Origin of the sequence: Chryseobacterium nakagawai, assembly GCF_900637665.1 — a bacterium.
Lineage (GTDB): Bacteria > Bacteroidota > Bacteroidia > Flavobacteriales > Weeksellaceae > Chryseobacterium > Chryseobacterium nakagawai.
The window spans coordinates 2,314,403-2,337,729 of record NZ_LR134386.1; the positions used below are offsets into that span (position 1 = coordinate 2,314,403).

The following is a 23,327-nucleotide window of genomic DNA, read 5'->3' on the forward strand; positions in this document are numbered from 1 at the left end:
AATGGCAAAACGTACAGATATAAAAACAATTTTAGTAATCGGTTCAGGACCTATCATCATCGGACAGGCAGCTGAATTTGATTACGCAGGAACGCAGGCTTGTCTGTCTTTGAAAGAAGAAGGCTACAAGGTAATTTTGATTAACTCAAACCCTGCAACGATCATGACAGATGTAGAAATCGCTGATAAAGTATATATCGAGCCGATTTCATTACAGTTTGTAAGTCATATCATCAGAAAAGAACGTCCTGATGCATTACTACCAACGCTTGGAGGTCAAACGGGTCTTAACATGGCGGTAGAGCTTGAAAAATCGGGAATTCTTGAAGAATGCAAAGTCGAAGTATTGGGAACTAAGCTTTCTGCGATCAACAGAGCAGAAGACAGAGACCTTTTCCGTGAGTTGATGAGAGAATTGAATGAGCCTGTTCCGGAATCTGATATCGTAAACACGGTAGAAGGAGCATTAGCTTTCGCAGATGCAATCGGATATCCTGTAATTGTTCGTCCTGCCTTTACAATGGGTGGAACAGGTGGAGGTATCGCTTCCACTGAAGCAGAATTAAAAGAAATTGCTGAACTAGGACTAAAACACAGCCCGGTTACACAGTGTCTTATTGAGAAATCAATTGCAGGTTTCAAAGAAATTGAGTACGAAGTAATGCGTGATGCAAATGACAATGCGATTGTGGTTTGTAACATGGAAAATATTGATCCGGTAGGAGTTCACACAGGAGACTCTATTGTAGTAGCACCTTCTCAGACCCTTTCAGACAGAGAATATCAGTTACTGAGAAATGCTTCACTAAAAATCATCAGAGCTTTAGGAATTGAAGGCGGATGTAACGTACAGTTAGCATTAGATCCACATTCATTCGAATACTATATCATCGAGGTAAACCCTAGAGTATCCCGTTCATCAGCTTTAGCAAGTAAAGCTACAGGATATCCGATTGCAAAAATCGCTGCGAAAATTGCAGTAGGATTAACACTGGATAAAATCATGAACCCGGTAACAGGAAAAACATACGCATGTTTCGAGCCTGCTCTTGACTATGTAGTAACAAAATTCCCAAGATTCCCATTCGATAAATTCGAAACAGCAGACAGAAGACTTTCTACTCAGATGAAAGCAACGGGAGAAGTAATGGCGATCGGAAGGACCCTTGAGGAGTCTTTACAGAAAGCGATCCGTTCACTAGAAACAGGAATCAAACATTTAGGATTAAAAACTAAGCAAGCTCAGGCACTTACTGCTGAAGAGATCGAAAGAAGAATCAGAGTGTGTGATGATGAGAGATTATTCATCATTGGAGATGCTTTAAGAAGAGGATACGACTGGGAACAAATTGTAGAATGGAGTAAAATCGATAAATTCTTCATCTGGAAGCTTAAAAAACTGGTTGATTTTGAAAAAGTAATCGCTGAAAATAAATTTGATAAAGAAACATTAATTGAAGCTAAGAGATTAGGTTTTGCAGATATCAATATTGCAGTTCTTTGGGATGTAAAAGAGCGTGAGATTTTCAACTTCAGAAAGGAAAATGGAGTAATGCCGGTGTACAAAATGGTAGACACTTGCGCTGCTGAGTTTGAAAGTGAAACACCATATTTCTACGGAACTTACGAAGAAGAAAATGAAAGTGTAGTTTCTGATAAAGAAAAGATCATCGTTCTAGGCTCAGGACCTATCAGAATCGGACAGGGAGTTGAATTCGATTACGCAACGGTACACTCAGTTTGGGCAATTAAAGAAATGGGTTACGAAGCAATTATCATCAACAATAACCCTGAAACAGTTTCTACAGACTTCTCGATCTCAGATAAATTATACTTTGAGCCTCTTACCGAAGAAGATGTAATGAACATCATCGAGCTTGAAAAACCTAAAGGAGTAGTGGTTCAGTTTGGAGGACAGACAGCGATTAACCTTGCAGATAAATTAGCTTCTCACGGAGTACAGATCTTAGGGACTTCATTAGAAGATCTTGACAGAGCTGAAAACAGAGATAAATTTGAAAAAGCACTTCAGGAGATGGGAATTCCTCAGCCAAAAGGAAGAACTTCCACTTCAAAAGAAGAAGCGATCAAAATTGCTAACGAAATCGGTTACCCGGTATTGGTGCGTCCAAGTTATGTTCTTGGAGGAAGAGCAATGGAAATTGTATACGCAGAAGCAGAATTGGCTCATTATATGGAGTTTGCTGTAGATGCAAGTCCTGAACACCCTGTTTTGGTAGACAAATACATGGTAGGAAAAGAGATTGAAGTAGATGCAATTTGCGACGGTGAAACAGTGGTAATTCCAGGGATCATGGAGCACATCGAAAGAGCAGGAGTTCACTCCGGAGACTCTATCGCAGTATATCCGCCACAGAATATTTCTCAGAGTGAAATCGATACTTTAGTAGATTATACCCAAAGACTGGCAAAAGGATTGAAAGTGATTGGATTAATGAATATCCAGTACGTTCTTTTCGAAGGAAATGTATATGTAATCGAGGTAAATCCACGTTCTTCAAGAACAGTGCCTTTCTTATCTAAAATCACTGAGGTTCCAATGGCTAACCTTGCAACGAAAGCGATCTTAGGACAGAAATTAGCAGATCTTGGTTACAAAAACGGGTTGGTTCCGAATAAAGAAGGAGTCTTTGTAAAAGTACCGGTATTCTCTTTCTCGAAACTCACAAAGGTTGATATCTCTTTGGGCCCTGAAATGAAGTCTACAGGAGAAGTTATGGGGAAAGATACTACTTTAGAGAAAGCCCTTTACAAAGGATTAGTGGCAGCAGGAAGAAAAGTTCCTATGCACGGTTCTATCTTATTTACAGTAGCTGATAAGCACAAAGAAGAAGCGGCAGATTTAGCGGCAAGATTCCATGAAGTAGGTTTCAGAATCTGGGCTACGGAAGGAACGGCTAAATTCTTCGAAGAAAAAGGAATTCCTTGCAAAATAGGATACAAAATAGGAGAAGAAAGCGTAAATCTGATCGATCTGATCCAGAAAGGAAAAGTTCAGTATGTAGTCAACACAACTACAAAAGGAAAACAAGCAGAAAGAGACGGATTCCAGATCAGAAGAATGAGTGTGGAAAACGGAGTTCCTTGTTTAACTTCAATGGATACAGTAGAAGCCATTCTAAAAGTAATCGAAAGCATGAGCTTCAAAATGGAGACGATGTAATTTCGAAAAAATAAATACTATTAGCCCTGTAAGTTATTTTGCAGGGCTTTTTATTATCAGATCTACAAGGTTTCAAATTTTAGTAAAACACTCTTAAATCAATTGGAATTATAAGCTTAAATTTTTTAAGAAATTTGACCTAAATTAAAAGCCAGTTTAAATCATTTAAAATACATCATGCAAAAACAAATTTCGCAGCTTCTCTTAATTACTCTCTCCCTGATTGCAACAACAACCTTAAGTTTCGGGCAAAAAAAAGAATTTAGAGATGATAAAGTTGATAGCCTAACTTTCCTTAACAATCGAAAGGTTGTAAATAGTTTGAATACTGAATCTTTTCAGAAAAAGATATTCTTGAAAGATAAGATAACAATTCCTTACAGACTTCTACAACCAAAAAATAATACTATCGGGAAAAAATATCCGTTAGTGATTACTTTTCATAATTCAACCCGGATAGGGAATGATAATGAAAATCAACTGGAACCATTGGCTAAAATCTGGTTAAGGGATGAGATCTCCAGTAAATATCCTTGTTATGTAATAGCTCCTCAATTTAGCAGACGTTCCTCCAATTATGGAAATACTTTGGGCAATATTCAGATTGCAAAACCATCAGATGAAGCTATTGAAGTTCTGGAGCTGATTAAAAATGTTGAGAAAGAATATCCGGATATTGATAAAAACAGGATTTATCTTATAGGCTATTCTATGGGAGCTTCAACCGCACAAAACTTAATGAGTTTGGAACCCAGGCAATTTGCGGCTTTAGTATCTGTGGCAGCTGTTCCTGATTTTTCAAATCTTAAAAAAATAAATAAAAAGAATATGTGGCTGATTCATGGAGAAATGGATAAGGAAAATCCATATTCAGGAAGTGCTGAGTTATTTAATAATTTGCCTTCAAACCCAAATTTAATTTTCACTACTTTTACTAACCTCAATCACAATAATATTACTATTCCTTTCTTATTAACTGAAGAAATACCCAAATGGTTGTTTGAAAAAAGCAGATAAAATGTGTTAATCAACTTAAAATAAGAACAGGGTAATTTCAAAAAATACAAGACCTGTAGGTTTTCTTATAGATTTTTTTACTGGGGATATAAACAGAGTTATTTTTATCTAATTATTTATAAATTAGAGTGTTATGAATGTTGAAAATAAACCTTACAGGTATCAAAAACCTGTTAGGTTTATAAATTGGAATTGTTTTATTATCGAAAACTTCAGAAATTGAATTGAAATAATGCATAGTTTTGAAAGTCAATTTAAATACATCCAAAATGAAATACAAATTTTAGTGTATATTCTATTATTGACGGTTATTTCTTGTAATAAGTCTAGCCAAAAAGTTGAGGTTTCTAATTCTGTAACAATAAAAGCATCCGTTACTTTGGCATTAGTAAAAATAAAGGAGGGAAGAAATATCCTGGAAAGGATTTTTGAATAGAAAAACTCCTGTGTTTATGCATTATCAGATTGCCGGAAAAATATTCAATCCCTCAGAATTGAAAAATAAAACGAAGTTTATTAGTAAAGATTATGTTTATAAAATTAAATAATAAAAAAATGGATTGAATGAGAAATGTAAAATATGTTTTTTTATTATTTAATTGGATTCTTTTATATTCTTGCATAGCCAAAGCTAATTATGAGAGTAATACTGAATTCAAAAAGTATAAATTAGCCTATAATTCGATTGCTAATAAGTTTAATTTAGATAAACCTTTTCTCAAAGAATATAATTCAGATGCTTCCGGAGTGAAAATAATTCCGAAATTCTATAAGATTAAAAATTATTCAATATATGGAAGTGAGAATTTTAAGAATGAAAATTCATTTTCAAACGAAATAATTAAGAAGTTATCTGAAAAATATACCCAACCGAATTGGAGAAAAGATAAGAAATATAGAGTAGTAAAGCTTGAGGAGTTAAAAGACTTTCACGGACCATTACAATATATTTATTTTTCGGAAATCAGAAACGATTCACTTAGGGCAGATGTTTTAGCAAATCCTTTTGCTGAATATTCTATGACAACGGGAGGACATTATTTAATTATATTTGAAAATAATCAAATCAAATCTGTTCAAAAGAATGTTGGACACTATGATTAGTAATTAATATTCTAGTTATAAATAGATAATAGAGCTAAACCTAACAGGTTTCAAAAAACCTGTTAGGTTTATAAATTGGAATTGTTTTATTATCGAAAACTTCAGAAATTGAATCATAGTTTTGAAAGTCAATTTAAATACGCCCAAAATGAAATACAAATATTTAGTTTATATTCCGTTATTGACAATTGTTTCCTGTAATAAGTCTGAGCAAAAAGAGAAGACTTCCAATCCTGTGATTCCTAAAGAATCAGTCACTATGGCATCAGAAAAAAGTCAGGGAGAGAAAGAAATATCCTGGAAAGGATTTTTGGATGGGAAAACTCCTGTGTTTATGCATTACCAGATTGATGGAAATGTAATTGTTGGTGAAATTACCTATCTGAATACTAAAAGCAAATTACCAATAACACTTGTAGGAACCATTGACAACGATCATAATTATAGGATTTTAGAATTTGAAAAATCGGGAAATATAACTGGTGTCATTACCGGAAAGCCAACGGAAAGTGGTTTCAAAGGAAGTTGGTTTTCACCAAAAACAAGAAAGGAGCTTACCCTTAGCCTTATGAAGAAGGATACTGCTCTTGTTTCAAAAAGAATAGAAACAAACGTTGAAGATCTGTTCGGGCGTTATCATTATCAATACAGTGAAGCAGGATATCAGGGAGATTTGGAAATTAAGAGATTACCAGATTCAAAAGCTGTTTTTGGAATAACATCCGTTACCGGAGAACCGGCAAGAAATCTTGCACAAATAAACGATGACACCATCAGTCTGAAAACAACCAATTTTACCTACAAACTGGCAGATGCCGATGATTGTGAATTTAGAGTCAGGTTTTACAAAGGATTCGCGGTCGTTCAGTATACTCAGGGAGTATGCAGCGGACAATTCGGATTAAATGCCACGATTGAAGGAATATATCTGAAGACAAAATGATCAATAGTATCCTAATGATGTTCTGCTTCTAAGAAGAACAAAAAAATATAAACTATTATTGATAATAAATGGATGAAAAAGCTGTAAAGATTTTACTTAAAACCATAAAAACCTCGCAGGATGAAAGCTTAAGCGATTGGTTTTACTGGGACAATTATATGCAGTATATTACCCAAGAAGATTTTGAATATGCAAAGAAGCATTCTGCAATGTATGAACAAGAAAATATCAGTCATGATGAAATTTGCAGAAGAATTAAAATAGCTGTTGCTAAGATTGAAAAACAGGATATAATAAACGCTTTTCTTTACAGTTTAAGTACAAGAAAATTAGAATATCGTTCCTTTTTATCAAGCTATTGTATTGCAAAATCATTAGCAGAGCATAGTTTTGTCCCCAGTCCAACTCCTAATGAAAGAACCTGTGCGGTCTGTGGAATTCATGCATATGAATTTGAGGAACCGATTGAATTTAATACGATTAATTATTTTAAATATAAAGATGGTTCTTGTTTTGATAATTTAATCCAAATCTTATTTGATCTGGAACAATTTCCAAAACTCCCTCTAGTGAAGCCTTGTGAGAATGATGACAAGATACTAAAAGAATTGAAAACGATTATTGAAACTTCAGAACCTGGCGATAGAGTTTCTCAACTTAAAAAACGAATTTCCAAAACATTCAAATCAAATGACGGGGAAAGAGTAGCTGTGTTGGAAATTTTGGGAGTTATTGGTGTTTTGCACGATGATGAACATTTGGGGTATGCAGACCAATATATTACTTATCCGGTAAGAGTGCATAGACCGATTAGGAATGATGATGTGGGGTATCTTACCCGTTGGTGGCAAGGTAAATTTGGAATGGATACTGAAAAATGGGAATACTGGTTTGGGAAGAATTAATTGTACAGGTAAACCTATTGAATTTTTTTTTGCTGATTTATGTAAGAGGTTGTAAATTAGGGGATCATAAATAAATTATTCAATCTTTATTATAAATTGAACAAATTTCACCAAACTATAAAACAGCCATGGCAGAATATTACGCAAAATCTAACGATTCTTTATCTTTTGAACTCATAAATAATGATAAATTGACAGGGAAAATTACCTATAGAAGTTGGTTTAATTTTAATGCTGTAATTGAGTTGGAGGATCATCAAAGTTATCAGATTGAGCCTAGAGGATTTTGGGGAACAACGATTGAATTGAAAGATAATGAAAAGGTTCTTTTAAAGTTCAGAATGAACTGGAATGGTGAAATCATAGTACAGACCTATTTTGATGGAGTAAAAGAAAGTTTTGTATTTAAACATCGAGGGATTTTTAAAGATTCATTTGTGCTTACCGATAAAATAGGAACAGAACTGTTAGTAATGAAACCTCATTTTAAATGGAATTTGCTGAACTATGAGTATCAGATAAATACTTCTGACGAGTTTGAAAATTATCCTAATAATAACATTCTGTTACTTACTTCATTACACTGTGCCAATTATTATATGTCTATGATGGTTGTTGTCTAAAGAATTGAAACCATATGTATTAAAAAATGTAAAATATTAATATAAAATGTAGCGCTGAAATTTCATGTGTTATTGAAATAAAGGGTTTGTGATTTTTCATAAACCCTTTATTTATGGCCTTTTTCCCAGATTCAATTTTATGATTTGTGTCATATTTTTATTTAGAATTAATAAAAATAAAGTAATTTTGCAGCACTAAGCTTAATTATAAAAATGAAAAAAACTATTATTTCTGCATCATTATTAGCAGTCACCATGCTCAGTGCACAGGAAAGTGATACCCTTAAAGTAGCCGAAATCCAGTCCGTTTCTCTTAAAGGAACCCACAATTACAGAACCAAAAAATCCGAATCAGTAGCAAGACTTCCATTGGAGAACCTAGAAAATCCAACGGTTTACAACCTTGTTCCTAAAGAGATTATCAGTGAAATGAATGCTACAGACTTTAATACAGCAATGGCTTCAGCTCCTGGAGTGGTAGTCAGCAATAGTGTTAACGACAGTGGTAATGATATTTTTCTGAGAGGATTCAGCTCTAATGCCAGTTTTAGAAATGGATTAATCCAGAATCCGAGAGTACAATCGGAGATTGCGAATGTTGAAAGAATAGAAGTAATCAAAGGGCCATCAGGAACCTTATTTGGAGGAACTTTGGCCAATTATGGCGGAGTTGTAAATATAGTGACCAAAAAACCACAGGAAAACTTTGGTGGAATTATCAACTATACCACTGGAAGTTGGGGAATGAACAGAATCACAGCAGATGTGAATACTCCTTTGAATAAAGAAAAAACAGCATTGGCGAGATTCAATGTAGCCGCTTATTCTCAGGATTCTTTTCAGGATGCAGGATATAATAAAGGAGTATTCTTTTCAGGAAGTATCTTATATAAGGTAAGTGATAAGACTACAGTAACCTTAGATACAGAGTTCCATGCCCCTGAAAAAACCTTGAATGCTTATGTGAGACAGTCTGAAAAATTGACTTATCATTCTATGAAAGATCTTGAAGCCATTCATGGCAGATCATTTACCAGTAATGATGTGGGATCAAAAAGAACCAATTTTGTGACGATGGCTGAAGTTACCCATAAATTTAATGACCAATGGACTTCCAGAACGTCTTACCAAAGAGGAGAAGCTAATGAGAAAGAATCTATCTTTTTGGTATTAAACTATATGGATAATAACAGGGTGAGCAGAAGTATCCGACCGTTTGACAATTATAAGATTACCACAGATAATATTCAGCAGAATTTTATTGGTGATTTTAAAATCGGAGGCTTAAGAAACCGTTTGGTAGTAGGATTAGATTATTTCCAGCAGACTAGTAAAAACCAATATCCGGTATTTACAGTAGGTAAAAATACAAACTCAGCTTTTGCTCCTTATCCTCTGAATGGAGTAATTGGAGAAAATTACGGTACTGAAAAAGGAAATGATATTGTTATATTGAATGCTACTTCCGATTGGACTCCTATTTCCCGTGATGTGGTAAAAAAACTACCAAGAACCGCTACCAAATATGAAATTTCTCAATACAGTACATACAGCGCCTATGTTTCCAATGTATTAAATGTTACAGATAATTTCCTTGTAATGGCAAGTTTAAGAATGGATCACTACAAAAATGAAGATATTAAAAGAAATGGAGTAGCCGGAACCGAGGGATACAGTCAGACCCAATTCTCTCCAAAATTTGGTCTAGTGTATGAAATTAAAAAAGATGAAATTTCATTCTTTGCTAACTATGTGAACGGATTTAAAAATATTGCTCCGGGGCTTAATCAGGATGGTGTTCTTACCAAATGGGATCCGGAACAGGGAAATCAGTTTGAGGCCGGATTCAAATTAGATCTGTTTGGTAAAAAATTATTATCAACTATCTCTTATTATAACATGAGAGTTAAAAATAGAGTCATTGCAGATCCGGGAGGTTTGGGAAGCAGACAGGATGGTAATATTAAAAACCAGGGGCTTGAAGTAGATATCGTAATCAATCCGGTAAAAGGATGGAACATCGTAGGAGGATATGGATTTAATGATAACCGCTATGATGACAGAAGTAAAGATGCAGGAAAGAGAGTGGCATGGGCGCCTAAACATGTGGCAAACTTATGGACAAGTTATAAAATAATGGATGGAACCTATGAAGGACTTGGCTTCGGGGCAGGATTCAATTTTGTGGATAAAACGTATATCAACATCACAAACCATTTCCTTGCACCGTCCTATACCACAGTAGGAGCCACAGTTTTCTATGATAAGAAAAAATACAGAATCGGTCTGAAGATGAACAATGTTTTGAACCAAATGTACTGGAACTTCTACGGACAACCACAAAAACCAAGAGAATTCCTGGCCAATTTTGCATTTAAATTCTAATCCCTTTTAAAAACAAAAACAAGTTGTCTCAAACTTAAAGTTGATTGGAATAGCGCAACGGCGCTAAAAGAACAAAGATTTTCAGCAGCAAAATAGTCCATCGGTATATTGATTTTTACAAATTTAAACAGGTTATAGTGTTGGTTTTCAATCATTAGCGTGATCTGTGAAATCTGCGAGAGATAAAATCTTTGCGCCCTTGCGTTTTCCAACAATGATACTCAAAAGGCAACCCTTTTAGATATGGAAAATAAAAAAACTAACCCCAAGAAAAAACAGGGAAAATCCCTGACCAAAAGAATTACAGGATGGCTCCATCTCTGGCTCGGACTTGTTTCCGGGATTATTGTACTTACCGTTACGCTTTCCGGAACGGTTTTCGTCTTTTGTGATGAGATTGTTGACCTTTGTGCAGGAAGTGCCAAATATGTTCAGGCTCCAGTGAATACAAAAAAAATGACACCGGAAGAATTACTGGTTAAATTTCATGAACAGGTTCCGGACAGAAAAGCTTTTTACTTTGATACTTACAGGGAAGCAGACCGAACATTCCGCGTAGCCTCTGCTACCAAACCTCCTAAAGATAAAAATGCTGAAAAAGCGGAGAAACCCAAAGGGAAAGGACGGGGGCCGAGAGGAGTTTTTGCTTATCATTATCTTGATCCTTACACCGGAAAAGTGATGGGCTCTACAAAAAGTTATGAGTTTTTCTATGTGGTAGCTCATATTCATGCCCAATTATTAGCAGGTAAATTCGGAAAAACAGTAGTAGGAGTAGCTTCTATTATATTTTTTATTCAATTAATCGGTGGATTGATTCTTTGGTGGCCAAAAAAATGGAACAAAACAACAAGAACAACCGCATTTAAGATCAAATCAGGTACAAAATGGCGCAGAAAGAATTACGATTTCCATAATGTTTTCGGATTTTATTCTCTGTTACCAGCAGTTTTTATTACAATTACAGGGTTGATTATGGCTTATAAAATTTTGACAGATCTTACCCAGGCTGCCTTTGGAGGAGTTGCTGATGCTCACAAGATTGCAGAAAAGTATGAGCCGAAATTTGATCCTGATAAAAAAGTATTGTCTTTTACAGATTTTATAGACCGAAGCTTTAAAGAAATTCCGAAGGCTCAACAAGTCAGAATGAGTGTGCCACGTAAGGATTCTTCCACCGTTTACAATGTGGTAGCCGCTAAATTTATAGGGTTAAAAAGTATTGTAGATGGGAAAAGTAAAGAAGTCAATAAATATACTGGAGACGAAATTAATTACCCAAAAGAAGTTCTGATGCATGAAGTGATTGAGCATATGAATTTTGATCTGCATGTTGGATATTGGGGGGGAATGTTCGGGAAAATCTTCACATTCGTTATCGGGATTATCTGTACCAGCCTTCCGGTTACCGGATTTCTGATCTGGTGGGGAAGAAGAAATAAATCAGGGAAAAAAGGAAAAGAAGTTAAAAATATTCATCAACACAGAAAAGAATCACATCATGAACAATTGGTTTAAAATTTTATATCTATTTGTATTTTCATTTTTCACATTGGGAAAAGCTCAGGAAAAGCTTACAATAGGAGAGAAGCAGACTTTATTTTCGAAGGTTTTAAATGAAAGCAGAGAAATTTGGGTTCATTTGCCTAAAACATACAATGATACAAGCATCAACCCGGCAAAATATCCGGTTATCTATCTTTTAGACGGTGAAATTAACTTTGAATACTATACGGGGTTAACGGATTTTATAGCGAGAACTCCTTATGCTGATATTCCGGAATGTATTGTCGTGGGAATTAAAAATACAGAACGCACAAGAGATCTTACCCCTACAAAATCACAAAAGAAAAGTCCGGTAAATCCTACAGTAACTCTTTTTGCGGACAGTGGAGGAAGCGAAAATTTTGTAAAATTTATACAAGAAGAACTGAAGCCTTTTATCAGTAAAAACTACAGGGCACAGGAGTATTCTGTTTTGGTGGGACATTCATTTGGCGGCTTGTTTGCTATCAATACTTTTCTTATTCATCCGGAATATTTTAATGCGTTTGTGGCCAATGATCCGAGTTTATGGTGGGATAATGAAGTAACGATTTCAAGAACACAAAATTATCTGGAAAAAAATAAAAAGTTCCCTGCCCACAAATCTTTATACGTTTCTCAGGCTGATAATGAAGAACAGCAGAAAAACTGGAATTCTGATATGACACAAGCCATTGAGAAGTTTAAAGAGATCGTAGAGAAAAATGGGACTCTGAACTATAAACACCGTTTTTTTGAAGGTGAAACACACGGAACCGTTTCCTATCCTGGAAACTATGAAGCTTTAAAATTTATATTCAAAGGTTTCAGAACAGATATTAAGCAGCTTGCTAAGAATCCATCTTTATTGGAAACCGAATATAAAACGTTCTCTGAAAAAATGGGGGCAGACTTCAAACCTTCAGAATCTTATCTGAATGTAGTTCTTAAATTTATGAAAAGTAATGATTTCAAAGAATCTGAAACTTATTTTATGAACCTTAAAAACAAACTTTATCCTAAGGTTAAATAATTGAAATATACTGTATATAGGATGAAATATGGGGTAGATTGATTTAAATTCAATGTACCCCATTTTTATTTTGATAGATCGTTAATAGATTTCCCTGGAATTAATGTCTGTTATCACAATGAATGGTAAGCTCGGTTTTTTCTTTATCTAGAAATGTAATGGCAGGGCATCCGAAAGAAGGTGCTGTAAAATTAAAAACCACAGGTGCTTTTCCTTTAAAGAGAATACCCGTCCACTGGGCATAATAATTGGTTTCCTCACTTCCTGTTTTTTCCAGAGGATTAAACTCTGCACCATCCTCAATGGTAAATGTTTTCTCAAATATTTTTTCATTATGGTCATTGATGACCACTAATTTACGTTCCTCAGTACCATATTCTTCAAGAAGATCCTGCACATAATAGGTAAGGTTTCCATATTTATATTGATAAGTGCCACCGTATTTATGGGTTGACCCGGGAAAATATTTTTTCTGAATATCAGGGCCTGCTTTCTCCCATTTAATCATTTTCATTTGGTTTTCTACAAATGGACTTTTGCTTCCAAAATAGGCAATTACATTCATATATTTATCAAAAATATTTGTGCCTTTCTGAGTATCAATCTGGAATCCAAGCATATAGGATTCAGAATCAATTTCATCTCCTTCACCCATATAAGGAGAGAGATAAGCGACTGCTTTTAATTTATTGACAGGAGTTTTTTGTAACTTATTGGTTTGGTAGTTATAGAGATACAGTGAATCATTTTCAGTAATATGAATACCATCCAGCATTTTTTTTCTATAAGAGGCGTCCAATTCAATATAAGACATCTTTTCAAAAGGAAGTTCTTTTTGTTTTTTTAGAAAATCCGCCGGAACAGCATTCTTCTCATTATAAATGTCAGAGACGGAGATGAAGGTATCCATAAGCTCCTTTCGTTGCATAATGGAAACGTTGAAAATATTGAAATTCTTAAAATCTATTTCCTCTTCTTTTGTAGCCGTTTTTACAGAATCTTTTACAATGGCTGGCTGATTCTGAACGGTTTTTTTGTCGTCCTTTTTACAGCTGATGATCATCAGTTGTGAGCATAAAAGCACTAAGGCTGTATTAATCTTCATTATTAAGAATATTTAGAATGTATAAAGTAAGTCTCAGAATAATAGTTGTTCAAATGTTATTATACTTTGTCCTGGAAGGAATAATTTGCTGAGCTTTTATTAAAAAAACTGCCGGAAAAAGTGATAAGAAATTTGTTTTTTTGGCATTATTCGTGATGGGTGTTTAAACCTTTAAAATTACCCATTATCTTTGGAACACCAAATACTAAAATGAAATGGTTGAAAAATTACTTCAAAGCGGAATTCATTGGGAGCATAAGGAATGTAAACGGAATGAGTTCCTGAAGATCTCGGGAAGTACAGATACCCAGATTTATTATATAGAAAAGGGGAGTGTGAGGATCTTTATGACCGATGAAAATGAAGAAAGAATTATTCGTTTCGGATATACGGGAAATATTATTGTTTCTCTGGATTCTTTTCTTTCCGGGAAACCATCGGAACTCTATATTCAGGCAATTAAAAAGACGATGGTAAAAGTAGCTTCAAAAAAAGACTTTTACGAATTTATTCAAGCTGATGAACAACATATGAAGTTTTGGATGAATATTTTGGAGGATCTTGTATTGCAACAGCTTGAAAGAGAAAAAGACTTATTGATTAATGCTCCGAAGGAACGTTTTGAACGGGTATTAAAACGAAGCCCAAATCTATTTCAGGAAGTACCCAATAAATATATTGCCAATTATCTCAGAATGTCACCTGAAACTTTATCCAGGCTTAAAAAATCTTGAGTTCAATCAAGATTTAAGAATAAATTGATCCGGAAATTTGTAAAAAAATAATAATGAAAATTTCAACCATAACCTTATTAGAGGAGCTAAAAAACAGGACCGGACAACATTTACAATATGCTGAAACTCTTTTGTTGAAGCCTGACAATGATCTGAATTTCAGAATGGATACTGATAGTTGGAGTGTATTGGAATGTCTTGAACATCTCAATCGCTACGGAACCTTTTATATCCCTGAAATCTCCCATAGAATTTCTTCTTCGAGAACAAGTTCAACATCTGATTTTAAACCAGGAATTCTTGGGAACTATTTTGCTAAAAGTATGCTTCCCAAAGATAAACTCAATAAGATGAAAACCCTTAAGGCGATGAACCCTATTCACAGCCAATTGAATAAAGAGGTGGTGAATGAATTCATAAAACAACAAGAACAATTACTTCATCTATTAGAAAAAGCAAGCACTATCAATCTGGAAAAAACAAAAACAGCGATCAGTATTTCAAAATTGATCACTTTGAAACTGGGCGATACTTTCCGCTTTGTGATCTATCATAATGCAAGACATATCGATCAGGCTGAAAACGTTTTAAAGAATATATAAAAGATAGCGTGTGGATTCCTGAAAAACACTAATTTTAAACTAATGGAATTCATACACCAAAAAACAATACAGACTCCATTGGGAGAAATGATTGCCTGCGCAACAGATCAGGGAGTCTGCCTGCTGGAATTTACAGACAGGAAAAATTTTGAAAAGCAGCTGAAGTCATTATCAAAAATACTCAAGGCCGAAATTGTAGAAAGAGATCACATCCATTTTAAGCAATTGGAAGAAGAGCTAAAGGAATATTTTGATGGAAACAGAGCGAAGTTTGACATTCCTTTATTCACCACAGGTACTGAATTTCAAGAAAAAGTATGGCAGTTACTTCGTGAAATCCCAATGGGAGAAACCAGAACCTACAAGCAGCAGTCTGAATTTTTGGGAAATCCAAAAGCTATCCGTGCTGTAGGAACAGCCAATGGAATCAATAAGATTGCTATTTTAATTCCATGCCATCGGGTGATCGGTTCCAATGGGGAGCTGGTGGGTTATGCAGGTGGTATTTGGAGAAAACAAAAGCTTCTGGAGCTGGAAAAGGCCATTTTGTTTTAAAATTTGGTCAAGGTTAGAAATTTAGTGTAACCCAAACTTTAATTATTTATCTCTTTGTACTATTTTTCAACTTCAGTACTAAAAAATACCTGTTCATTTTTCGGTTGCAGCCGCCTAGCTATCTTCCTATTTTTGAGTAAAAAATATCATGATCGGTTTCAAAAATTTACATCACGAAGAAGAACTTTTATTATTAGGTAACGTGTGGAATGTGCAGAGCGCAAAAGTATATGAAAATTCAGGGTATAAAGCACTGGCTACTTCAAGCTCAGCAGTAGCGGTGAGTTTAGGATATGAAGATGGAGAAAACATGAGTTTTGAAGAGTATTTTTATATGATTAAAAGAATAAAAAAATCCGTTTCCATTCCTTTATCTGTAGATCTGGAAGGAGGATATGGAAGTTCTCCTGAAATGATTGCATCCAATATTATAAAATTGCTGGATATAGGTATAGTTGGGATAAACCTGGAAGATTCTTGTATAACTGACGGAGTGAGGCTGCTTTTAAACAGAGACGTTTTTTTCGAAAGGTTAAGCATTATTCTTTCCATTCTGAAAGAGAGAAGGAGGGAAGTCTTTATCAATATAAGAACTGACCCTTTTTTATTAGGAATAGAAAATGCATTAAAAGAAACTTTACAAAGGATAGCATTGTTTGAAAAGCTTAATGTAGATGGAATATTTATTCCTGGTATGACCAATGAAGAAGATATCAAAACAGTTGTTGAGGTCACCTCATTGCCGATTAATGTGATGAGTTTACCCGATCTTCCAGATTTTGAAACTTTAAAAGCATTAGGAGTAAAAAGAATGACTTCAGGAGCCTTTTTAAACAGACATATTTATCGTGAGCTGGAAAAAATTAGCCATACAATCATCAATAATAACAGCTTTAAAGCACTTTTCATCTGATTATGGAACTCACAGAGAAAATAATGTATGAAGCTTCCTTTCGTAAAGACTCTACGTTTGAAGGAATATTCTGGATGGGAGTAAAGACCACCGGAATCTTTTGCCGCCCTACCTGTACTGCCCGCAAACCGAAATTTGAAAATGTAGAATTTTTTTCCAATGCTAAAGAGGCGATGCTGAAAGGGTATCGTCCGTGTAAAGTTTGTAAACCATTGGAAACACTGAATGTAACTCCATCATATATTAAAGAGCTATTGCATGAGATTTCTGATGATCCCTCTTTAAAACTAAAAGATTTTGATCTGATAAAAAGAGGGCTGGAGCCTGCAACAGTCCGCCGATGGTTTTTGAAACATCATGGTGTGACATTTCATGCCTTCCAAAGAATGTCTAAGCTGAATACTGCATTTAAAAAACTCCAACAGGGAGAGTTGGTTACTGAAGTTGCTTTCGACTCAGGGTATGAAAGTCTGAGTGGTTTTAATGAAAGTTTTAAAAATATTTTTGGAGTATCACCCAGCCATAACAAAAACGAAAAGATCATTGATCTGAAAAGAATTGAAACGATGCTAGGAACTATGGTAGCCTGTGCCGATGAGCAGGGAATTTGCCTTTTGGAATTTTCTGACAGAAAAGCACTGCCCACGGAACTGAAGAATATTTCAAAACATTTTAAAGCCAATATTGTACAGGGTGAAAATCCTCATTTTATAACGCTCGAGAAAGAACTCTCCGAATATTTTGGAGGTAAAAGGACTGAATTTACCGTTCCGCTTTCCCCTGTAGGAACTGCTTTTCAGAAACAGGTTTGGGAAATTTTACAGCAAATTCCTTATGGAGTAACCCGAAGTTATCAGGAGCAGGCTGATATTCTCGGAAATCCTAAAGCGGTTCGTGCTGTAGCCAATGCCAATGGCTTAAATAAAATATCTATTCTGATTCCCTGTCACAGAGTGATTGGCAGCAATGGGCAGCTAACAGGGTATGGGGGCGGAATCTGGAGAAAACAAAAATTATTGGAGTTAGAGAAAGCTATTTTATTTTGATTTTTGTAATTTTAAACAAAAATTTACACGTGAAAAAGTTATTAATAGCAGTTTGTATTTCAGTTTCAGGATTTGCTTTAGCACAGGATTACTCCGTACCGGCAGCAAGCCCACGTCAGAAGGTAGAACAGCAGTTTTCAATGTCCAAAATATCAGTTGATTACGGAAGACCTGGAGTGAAAGGTCGTAAGATCTTTGGCGAATTGGTTCCTTATGGCCAGATTTGGAGAGCAGGAGCTAACTCATCTACAAAAATTACATTCGGACAGACCGTTAATTTTGGTGGTAAAAATGTTCCGGCAGGAACTTACGGATTATTCATAGTTCCTACTGAAAAAGAATGGAAAGTAATTTTGAATAAAGATTTCCAGCAGTGGGGTGCCTATACTTATGACCCTAAACAGGATGTAGTAGATGTTACTGTACCGGTGAACAAATTGGCCGACAAACAGGAATGGTTTGAAATTACCCTGAACCCAACAGATGAAAACTCAGGAAATCTTGTGATCAAATGGGATACAAATCAGGCTGAAATTCCATTGAAACCAGCAAAATTAGACACTGTAATCAAGATTTCTGATAAGTTGAAAGAAATCCAGAGAATAGAATCAGACTCTAACAAAAAAGGATAAGCATGAATTTTTCTGTTCAGTCTGTTTTAGAGAATGAAGAATTTCAATTAATCCCCTTACAGCAAGGGGATTTTGAATCTTTATATGAAGTGGCTTCTGATCCTAAGGTATGGGAACAACACCCTAACAAAGACCGTTATCAAAGAGAAGTTTTTGAAAATTTCTTTAGAGGAGCCATAGAAAGTAATGGAGCCTTTAAAATTGTTGAAAAAGCAACCGGAGATATTTTGGGAAGCAGCCGTTATTATAATTTTGATAAAGATGATAACCATATTTTCATCGGCTATACTTTCTATGGAACAAAATCCTGGGGAAAAGGAATTAATCCTAAAGTGAAGAAGCTGATGCTGGACTATATCTTTCAATATGTAGATAAAGTTCATTTCCATATCGGAAAAGAAAATTTCCGTTCACAGAAAGCATTGGAAAAACTTGGCGGGATAAAAATAGCGGAAGAAGAAGTCGCTTATTTTGCAGAACCTACAAGAACCAATTTTGTATACGAGATCAAAAAAGAAGATTGGATATGAAAAAATATAAAATTCAGCAATCCCCATTTGTAGTACCTACTACAGACGGAAAACTGATTGAAGAACATTGGGGGAACTCTACAGGAAATGCTAATGTTTCCATTGCCCATATGGTAGCACCTCCGGATTGGAGTGAGCCGCATCAGACTCCGGAATTTGATGAATTTACGTACATCATCTCAGGGAAGAAGCAGTTTGAAATTGATGGCGAAATTGTAGTTCTTGAAAAAGGAAGCAGTATCCTTATTGAAAAAGGAGCCAGAATTCGTTACAGTAATCCATTTTCAGAACCTTGTGAATATCTTGCCATCTGTCTGCCTGCATTTTCTATGGAACTGGTAAACAGGGAAGAGTAGATTACTCTATGTATAGCTACGCAGATTTGCCCTGAATGTAAGGAAGATACTTTTATATGGTATATAGGTGATGAATCCCCATATTACTCATTGGATATGTCTTTCCTATAACTAGAAATGAAAATCTGTAATGATAGTGGTAATAAAGCCATAACCAAGCTGGAAGATTCTTTAAAGAAATACTAATGGTGCTTCAATTGTAATAGGATAAATGATAAACAAAAGCTATCTCAAAAATGAGATAGCTTTTGTTTTAAGGACAAATACCATATTTTTTGATTAGAAACTCTCAAAAAATATTTTAGATAATCAATGAGTTATCTTTTTAATAAAGATATTATCGTTTATTGATGCCGATTGTTACCAATTATTTTGTAAGTTCACGCGCCGAAAAAATGAGTCGGCAGACTTAACTTTTTAATAAAATATATGAAGAACAATCTATCAATTGTATTATTGTTAGGGATCGCGCTTTCCACTACATCTTGCGCCACTATTTTTACAGGAACCAATGACAAAATTACATTTAATTCTACTCCCGAAGGAGCAACAGTGTTTCATAAAGGAATTGAAAAATGTACCACTCCTTGTACTACAAAAATCCCAAGGTCATTGAGTAAGCAAATGGTAACGTTTGAAAAAGAAGGGTTTAATAATCAGGAAGTAAAGTTGGATAAGAATTTTAATGCCGTAACGCTTCTCAATATTCTTTTTGGGGGTGCCATAGGGGTAGGAATTGACGCTGCAACGGGTTCACTAACAAAATATTCTACTAAGAAATATGATGTTGAACTAGAAGCAAAACAACAGGAAAATAAATAAAGATTTAAAAATAGCAATGTACCAATGAGTGATCTTACATTAAAACATTGGTACATTGCTATACTGATACATTGTTATATTGAAATTATTTCAGTATTTCTTTCAGAAACATTAATGTATGATTCCAGGCTCTTTTAGCCATTATTTCATTATAATCCGGTGATTTAGGATCGGTAAAAGTATGTTTGGAATGAGCGTAAGTAATGATCTGCCAGTCTGCATTTCCTTCATTCATTTCTTTGATAAGGTTACTGTAATCATCAGGCGTTACACTCTTATCATCTGCCGGATTTTCAACTAAAATTTTAGCATTTAACTTTTCATTTTTTCTGCTCTGATCTCTTCCCAGACTTCCATGGATGGAAACTACTCCCACAACAGGTAAATTTCCTCTTGCGGATTCCAATGCGCCTGTTCCTCCAAAGCAATATCCGGTAACGGCTGTTTTATTAGCAATGGCTCCGTTCTTTTTCAGTTGTTCCAATGCTAATGAAATTCTTTTCTGATATTCTGCATAATTCTTTTTGTAATATCCAGAGTTTCTGGCAGCCTCCTCGTTATTGGTCGGAATTTTCCCTTCACCATAAATATCAGCGATGAAAGCAATATAACCTTGCTTTTCAAGTTCAAGGGCTGCTGTTTCAGCTTCTTCATCAATTCCTTTCCAGGCAGGGAGAATCAAAACTCCCGGAAGTTTTTTTCCTGCATTGGATGTGATTAAGCCATTCAGCTTTTGCGAACCGTCCTGATAGGAAACTGTTTTAAGGTTTTGGCTTAAAATGTTTCCAGAGGCGATAATGGATGCGGTTAATAAGATTGAACGTATCATATTTTTATTTTGAGGTGGGTTAAACATTTTAATAATATTGATGGTCCAGCATATTCTGGATTTTCCTTTGGAAATGTTCTTCAGAATATACACAATTCCTGAAAAATTATTTCCAGGTTGGGCATCCATTCAGATTGGGAATTCCGGGAACAGTAGGGCATGCATCATCTTTATCTAAAATTCCATCACCATCAGTATCCGGCCATTTACATCCTTTATTTTCAGGAGGTCCTGCTATTTGGGGGCAAGCATCATCCTTATCCAATACACCATCTTTATCTGTATCTGGCCATGGACAGCCATAGTTTTCTACAGATCCCATTTCTTTCGGACATTTATCAAGATAAAATAATATGTTGTCTTGATCTTCATCTGAAAGACATAGCTTTTTATTGAACTCCCTACGGCATTTTTTTAATGCTTCTTTGTCTTCAATATGTTGAGCCTGAAAATAAATACCTGCAAATAACAGGAAAAAAATAATTTTCCTCATGTCTGTTTAAATAATTATCTAAATTAATAAAAAATAAATTGCTATGATTTTTACTCTTTGACTAGGTTCCAACTGTTATTTTTATATTCATATAGAGTATAACTTTGGTAATAACTTACTCTAATCTGATAAGGAGTAATGAAACTTACCCTGATATCAATAGAGCTATCAAAATTAGTTGGTTGTTTTCCTGCTATTTTTATTTTGAGCGATTGCTTACTATAGTATTTCATCATGTAATTGAATGATGAATCACCTATGATTTTATGATAAGTGCTAAGATATTCATGGCTCATTGGTGTTGAAAGATAAATGTCTTTTCCATATTTCTTTCTGGCGTATTCAAGAACATTTTGATTCCAAAATCTAGTAATCAGAAAGTTATATCCTGGAGACAGGCCATTATCAGGAGTATTTTCATCAATATAAGATTTATGATCTATATATTGGAGGTAGAAAAAGCCCTTAGGTCCCATTAAATCTTTTTTAGGGATTTTTTCTACAATGTCATCCAGTATCTTTTTGTTAATCAGATCGTAGATTTTGTCAATATTTTGGATATTCATATCAAATTTTTCCATCAAGATTTGAGGTTCATTACCAAGTGTACAGGAAATAACATAGCATCCATTGTTAGAAGCGGGGCCTGGCACAGTAGGGCAGTTATCATCTTTATCCAGAACTCCATCGCCGTCTGTATCTTCCCACGGGCAGCCTTTATTTTCAACGGGCCCAGCAACGCTAGGGCAGGCATCATCTTTATCTACCAGACCATCTTTATCGGTATCAGGCCATGGGCAGCCAAGATTTTCTATTGGGCCAGATTCGGTAGGGCATTTGTCAAGGTAAAAAGGAACATTGTCTTTATCTTCATCTGCAAGACAAATTTTTTTGTTGAATTCCTTACGGCATTTTTTGAGTGCTTCCTGATCTTCATTATTTTGAGCATAAGTGCAGGCTCCGGTAAGTATCAGCAAAAAAGTGAATTTGTTCATAATATGATAAACTGTTTAAAATAAATGATGAGGTTATTTTTTATAAGATTTCCATTGACCATCTTTATATTCATAGCTTATAATCATCTCTTTTTTAGCGTCTTCTACTTTAATTAGGTAGGGATTAATGAATGTGACAATAATAGGCATTGAGAAATTAGCACCGATTGTACTTTTATTTTTGCCTGGAATTTTTATTTTCATGGTTTCCTGGTCATAATATTTTATGATATAATCCAATGTTTCATTGTGGGCACGCAATGCATTTAAATCTTCATATGAGAGTTTTGTGGAAAGATAGATATCCTTACCATATTTTGTATGGGCATGTTCAAGAGCCTTTTTATTCCAGAATTTTGTGATTAAAAAATTGTATTCATTATCAATTCCATCATAGCAGGAATGTTCATCAAAATAAGCGTTGTTGCTTATATATTTGATGTAAATATAGGCACTTTTGCTTGCTGAAGTTTTGGTATAGCCCTTCATCATGTAGTCTAAAATTATTGTGTTGATCTTATCATATATAGATTCAATATCAGCATAATCTGTTTTGAACTTTTGGAATTTTATGTTAGCTTTTTCCCGATACTCTTTACAGTCGTTTTTTTTAGGAGGACAACCATGCAGTTCAGGAAGTCCGGGAATAATGGGGCAGGCATCATCTTTATCCAAAACACCATCGCCATCTGTATCTGACCAAATACAACCATTATTTTCTATTGGGCCAGCTATTTCTGGGCATTGATCATCTTTATCCAATATGCCGTCCTTGTCAGTATCAGGCCATGGGCAGCCTCTATTTTCTATTGGGCCGGATTCGGTAGGGCAGTTGTCAAGGTAAAACAATATGCTGTCTTTATCTTCATCTGCAAGACAAGTTTTTTTGTTGAATTCCTTACGGCATTTTTTGAGTGCTTCCTGAACTTCAGAATGTTGAGCCTGGAAATAAGTGCCTGTAAATGCCAGGAAAAACACAATTTTTCTTATATCCATT

The 23,327-nt window shown here is 34.9% G+C and carries 20 protein-coding genes and 3 pseudogenes; 18 read left to right on the plus strand and 5 right to left on the minus strand.

What is annotated here, in order from left to right; translation table 11 throughout:
• The first annotated feature begins 1 nt into the window (after position 1).
• From carB to EL260_RS10550, 9 genes are all read left to right on the plus strand, one after another.
• The gene (gene carB, locus EL260_RS10510) at positions 2–3,184 is read left to right on the plus strand and encodes a carbamoyl-phosphate synthase large subunit (RefSeq protein ID WP_123860229.1); all 3,183 of its coding nucleotides are present in this window, start codon (positions 2–4) and stop codon (positions 3,182–3,184) included.
• 177 nt (positions 3,185–3,361) lie between these two features.
• Positions 3,362–4,201: a carboxylesterase family protein gene (locus EL260_RS10515; RefSeq protein ID WP_123860230.1), complete on the plus strand. Its 840-nt coding sequence runs from the start codon at positions 3,362–3,364 to the stop codon at positions 4,199–4,201.
• Positions 4,202–4,765: 564 nt separating this feature from the next.
• Entirely contained in the window at positions 4,766–5,305 is a 540-nt protein-coding gene (locus tag EL260_RS10520) for a hypothetical protein (protein WP_123860231.1), read from the plus strand.
• A 148-nt stretch (positions 5,306–5,453) separates the two neighbouring features.
• On the plus strand, positions 5,454–6,248 hold the full coding sequence (locus tag EL260_RS10525) for a hypothetical protein (RefSeq protein WP_123860232.1): 795 nt from the start codon (positions 5,454–5,456) through the stop codon (positions 6,246–6,248).
• 68 nt (positions 6,249–6,316) lie between these two features.
• Positions 6,317–7,153, plus strand: coding sequence for a hypothetical protein (locus tag EL260_RS10530; RefSeq protein WP_123860233.1), 837 nt, complete (start codon positions 6,317–6,319; stop codon positions 7,151–7,153).
• Positions 7,154–7,281: 128 nt separating this feature from the next.
• Positions 7,282–7,776: a hypothetical protein gene (locus EL260_RS10535; protein WP_123860234.1), complete on the plus strand. Its 495-nt coding sequence runs from the start codon at positions 7,282–7,284 to the stop codon at positions 7,774–7,776.
• Between the two features lie 213 nt (positions 7,777–7,989).
• Positions 7,990–10,161, plus strand: a complete 2,172-nt coding sequence (locus EL260_RS10540; protein WP_123860235.1) for a TonB-dependent siderophore receptor — start codon at positions 7,990–7,992, stop codon at positions 10,159–10,161.
• Between the two features lie 243 nt (positions 10,162–10,404).
• Positions 10,405–11,679, plus strand: coding sequence for a PepSY-associated TM helix domain-containing protein (locus EL260_RS10545; protein ID WP_123860236.1), 1,275 nt, complete (start codon positions 10,405–10,407; stop codon positions 11,677–11,679).
• Entirely contained in the window at positions 11,663–12,718 is a 1,056-nt protein-coding gene (locus EL260_RS10550; protein ID WP_123860237.1) for an alpha/beta hydrolase, read from the plus strand. Before EL260_RS10545 ends, EL260_RS10550 begins: the two co-directional genes overlap by 17 nt.
• A 100-nt stretch (positions 12,719–12,818) precedes the next feature.
• Here EL260_RS10550 and EL260_RS10555 read toward each other — a convergent pair whose 3' ends face one another.
• The gene (locus EL260_RS10555; RefSeq protein ID WP_123860238.1) at positions 12,819–13,823 is read right to left on the minus strand and encodes a hypothetical protein; all 1,005 of its coding nucleotides are present in this window, start codon (positions 13,821–13,823) and stop codon (positions 12,819–12,821) included.
• 215 nt (positions 13,824–14,038) lie between these two features.
• Here EL260_RS10555 and EL260_RS10560 point away from each other — a divergent pair, with 215 nt between their 5' ends.
• The 9 genes from EL260_RS10560 to EL260_RS10600 all read left to right on the plus strand — a co-directional run bounded on the left by EL260_RS10560 (position 14,039) and on the right by EL260_RS10600 (position 20,013).
• On the plus strand, positions 14,039–14,557 hold the full coding sequence (locus EL260_RS10560; RefSeq protein ID WP_123860239.1) for a Crp/Fnr family transcriptional regulator: 519 nt from the start codon (positions 14,039–14,041) through the stop codon (positions 14,555–14,557).
• Positions 14,558–14,610: 53 nt separating this feature from the next.
• Complete coding sequence (locus EL260_RS10565; protein WP_123860240.1) at positions 14,611–15,159, plus strand: DinB family protein; 549 nt, start codon at positions 14,611–14,613, stop codon at positions 15,157–15,159.
• A gap of 42 nt (positions 15,160–15,201) precedes the next feature.
• On the plus strand, positions 15,202–15,714 hold the full coding sequence (locus tag EL260_RS10570) for a methylated-DNA--[protein]-cysteine S-methyltransferase (protein WP_123860241.1): 513 nt from the start codon (positions 15,202–15,204) through the stop codon (positions 15,712–15,714).
• A gap of 148 nt (positions 15,715–15,862) precedes the next feature.
• Positions 15,863–16,627, plus strand: a complete 765-nt coding sequence (locus EL260_RS10575) for an isocitrate lyase/PEP mutase family protein (protein WP_123860242.1) — start codon at positions 15,863–15,865, stop codon at positions 16,625–16,627.
• Between the two features lie 2 nt (positions 16,628–16,629).
• The gene (locus EL260_RS26140; protein ID WP_123860243.1) at positions 16,630–17,673 is read left to right on the plus strand and encodes a bifunctional transcriptional activator/DNA repair enzyme AdaA; all 1,044 of its coding nucleotides are present in this window, start codon (positions 16,630–16,632) and stop codon (positions 17,671–17,673) included.
• Between the two features lie 29 nt (positions 17,674–17,702).
• Positions 17,703–18,305 carry a DUF2911 domain-containing protein gene (locus EL260_RS10585; protein WP_123860244.1) on the plus strand — a complete coding sequence of 201 codons (603 nt, stop codon included), beginning with the start codon at positions 17,703–17,705 and terminating at the stop codon, positions 18,303–18,305.
• A gap of 2 nt (positions 18,306–18,307) precedes the next feature.
• Positions 18,308–18,835, plus strand: coding sequence for a GNAT family N-acetyltransferase (locus tag EL260_RS10590; RefSeq protein WP_123860245.1), 528 nt, complete (start codon positions 18,308–18,310; stop codon positions 18,833–18,835).
• Positions 18,832–19,191 carry a cupin domain-containing protein gene (locus tag EL260_RS10595; protein WP_123860246.1) on the plus strand — a complete coding sequence of 120 codons (360 nt, stop codon included), beginning with the start codon at positions 18,832–18,834 and terminating at the stop codon, positions 19,189–19,191. Before EL260_RS10590 ends, EL260_RS10595 begins: the two co-directional genes overlap by 4 nt.
• A 429-nt stretch (positions 19,192–19,620) precedes the next feature.
• The gene (locus EL260_RS10600) at positions 19,621–20,013 is read left to right on the plus strand and encodes a PEGA domain-containing protein (RefSeq protein WP_123860247.1); all 393 of its coding nucleotides are present in this window, start codon (positions 19,621–19,623) and stop codon (positions 20,011–20,013) included.
• A gap of 85 nt (positions 20,014–20,098) precedes the next feature.
• Here the strand turns inward: EL260_RS10600 and EL260_RS10605 are convergent, their stop codons facing one another.
• From EL260_RS10605 to EL260_RS25955, 4 genes and pseudogenes are all read right to left on the minus strand, one after another.
• Positions 20,099–20,971 carry a dienelactone hydrolase family protein gene (locus tag EL260_RS10605; RefSeq protein WP_317126501.1) on the minus strand — a complete coding sequence of 291 codons (873 nt, stop codon included), beginning with the start codon at positions 20,969–20,971 and terminating at the stop codon, positions 20,099–20,101.
• A pseudogene (locus EL260_RS25945) lies at positions 20,961–21,215 on the minus strand (thrombospondin type 3 repeat-containing protein); the annotation flags it as partial. The pseudogene EL260_RS25945 and the gene EL260_RS10605, both read right to left, overlap by 11 nt.
• Before the next feature lie 743 nt (positions 21,216–21,958).
• A pseudogene (locus tag EL260_RS25950) lies at positions 21,959–22,210 on the minus strand (thrombospondin type 3 repeat-containing protein); the annotation flags it as partial.
• Between the two features lie 735 nt (positions 22,211–22,945).
• Positions 22,946–23,200, minus strand: a pseudogene (locus EL260_RS25955) (thrombospondin type 3 repeat-containing protein); the annotation flags it as partial.
• Positions 23,201–23,327: the final 127 nt, after the last annotated feature.

Coding starts and splice junctions, on each gene's coding strand:
- EL260_RS10545 (WP_123860236.1), top strand. CDS start 10,405: ATGGAAAATAAAAAAACTAACCCCAAGAAAAAACAGGGAAAATCCCTG.
- EL260_RS10550 (WP_123860237.1), top strand. CDS start 11,663: ATGAACAATTGGTTTAAAATTTTATATCTATTTGTATTTTCATTTTTC.
- EL260_RS10565 (WP_123860240.1), top strand. CDS start 14,611: ATGAAAATTTCAACCATAACCTTATTAGAGGAGCTAAAAAACAGGACC.
- EL260_RS10560 (WP_123860239.1), top strand. CDS start 14,039: ATGGTTGAAAAATTACTTCAAAGCGGAATTCATTGGGAGCATAAGGAA.
- EL260_RS10535 (WP_123860234.1), top strand. CDS start 7,282: ATGGCAGAATATTACGCAAAATCTAACGATTCTTTATCTTTTGAACTC.
- EL260_RS10590 (WP_123860245.1), top strand. CDS start 18,308: ATGAATTTTTCTGTTCAGTCTGTTTTAGAGAATGAAGAATTTCAATTA.
- EL260_RS10605 (WP_317126501.1), bottom strand. CDS start 20,971: ATGGATGCCCAACCTGGAAATAATTTTTCAGGAATTGTGTATATTCTG.
- EL260_RS10540 (WP_123860235.1), top strand. CDS start 7,990: ATGAAAAAAACTATTATTTCTGCATCATTATTAGCAGTCACCATGCTC.
- EL260_RS26140 (WP_123860243.1), top strand. CDS start 16,630: ATGGAACTCACAGAGAAAATAATGTATGAAGCTTCCTTTCGTAAAGAC.
- EL260_RS10595 (WP_123860246.1), top strand. CDS start 18,832: ATGAAAAAATATAAAATTCAGCAATCCCCATTTGTAGTACCTACTACA.
- EL260_RS10575 (WP_123860242.1), top strand. CDS start 15,863: ATGATCGGTTTCAAAAATTTACATCACGAAGAAGAACTTTTATTATTA.
- EL260_RS10515 (WP_123860230.1), top strand. CDS start 3,362: ATGCAAAAACAAATTTCGCAGCTTCTCTTAATTACTCTCTCCCTGATT.
- EL260_RS10525 (WP_123860232.1), top strand. CDS start 5,454: ATGAAATACAAATATTTAGTTTATATTCCGTTATTGACAATTGTTTCC.
- EL260_RS10530 (WP_123860233.1), top strand. CDS start 6,317: ATGGATGAAAAAGCTGTAAAGATTTTACTTAAAACCATAAAAACCTCG.
- EL260_RS10600 (WP_123860247.1), top strand. CDS start 19,621: ATGAAGAACAATCTATCAATTGTATTATTGTTAGGGATCGCGCTTTCC.
- EL260_RS10570 (WP_123860241.1), top strand. CDS start 15,202: ATGGAATTCATACACCAAAAAACAATACAGACTCCATTGGGAGAAATG.
- EL260_RS10555 (WP_123860238.1), bottom strand. CDS start 13,823: ATGAAGATTAATACAGCCTTAGTGCTTTTATGCTCACAACTGATGATC.
- EL260_RS10520 (WP_123860231.1), top strand. CDS start 4,766: ATGAGAAATGTAAAATATGTTTTTTTATTATTTAATTGGATTCTTTTA.
- carB (WP_123860229.1), top strand. CDS start 2: ATGGCAAAACGTACAGATATAAAAACAATTTTAGTAATCGGTTCAGGA.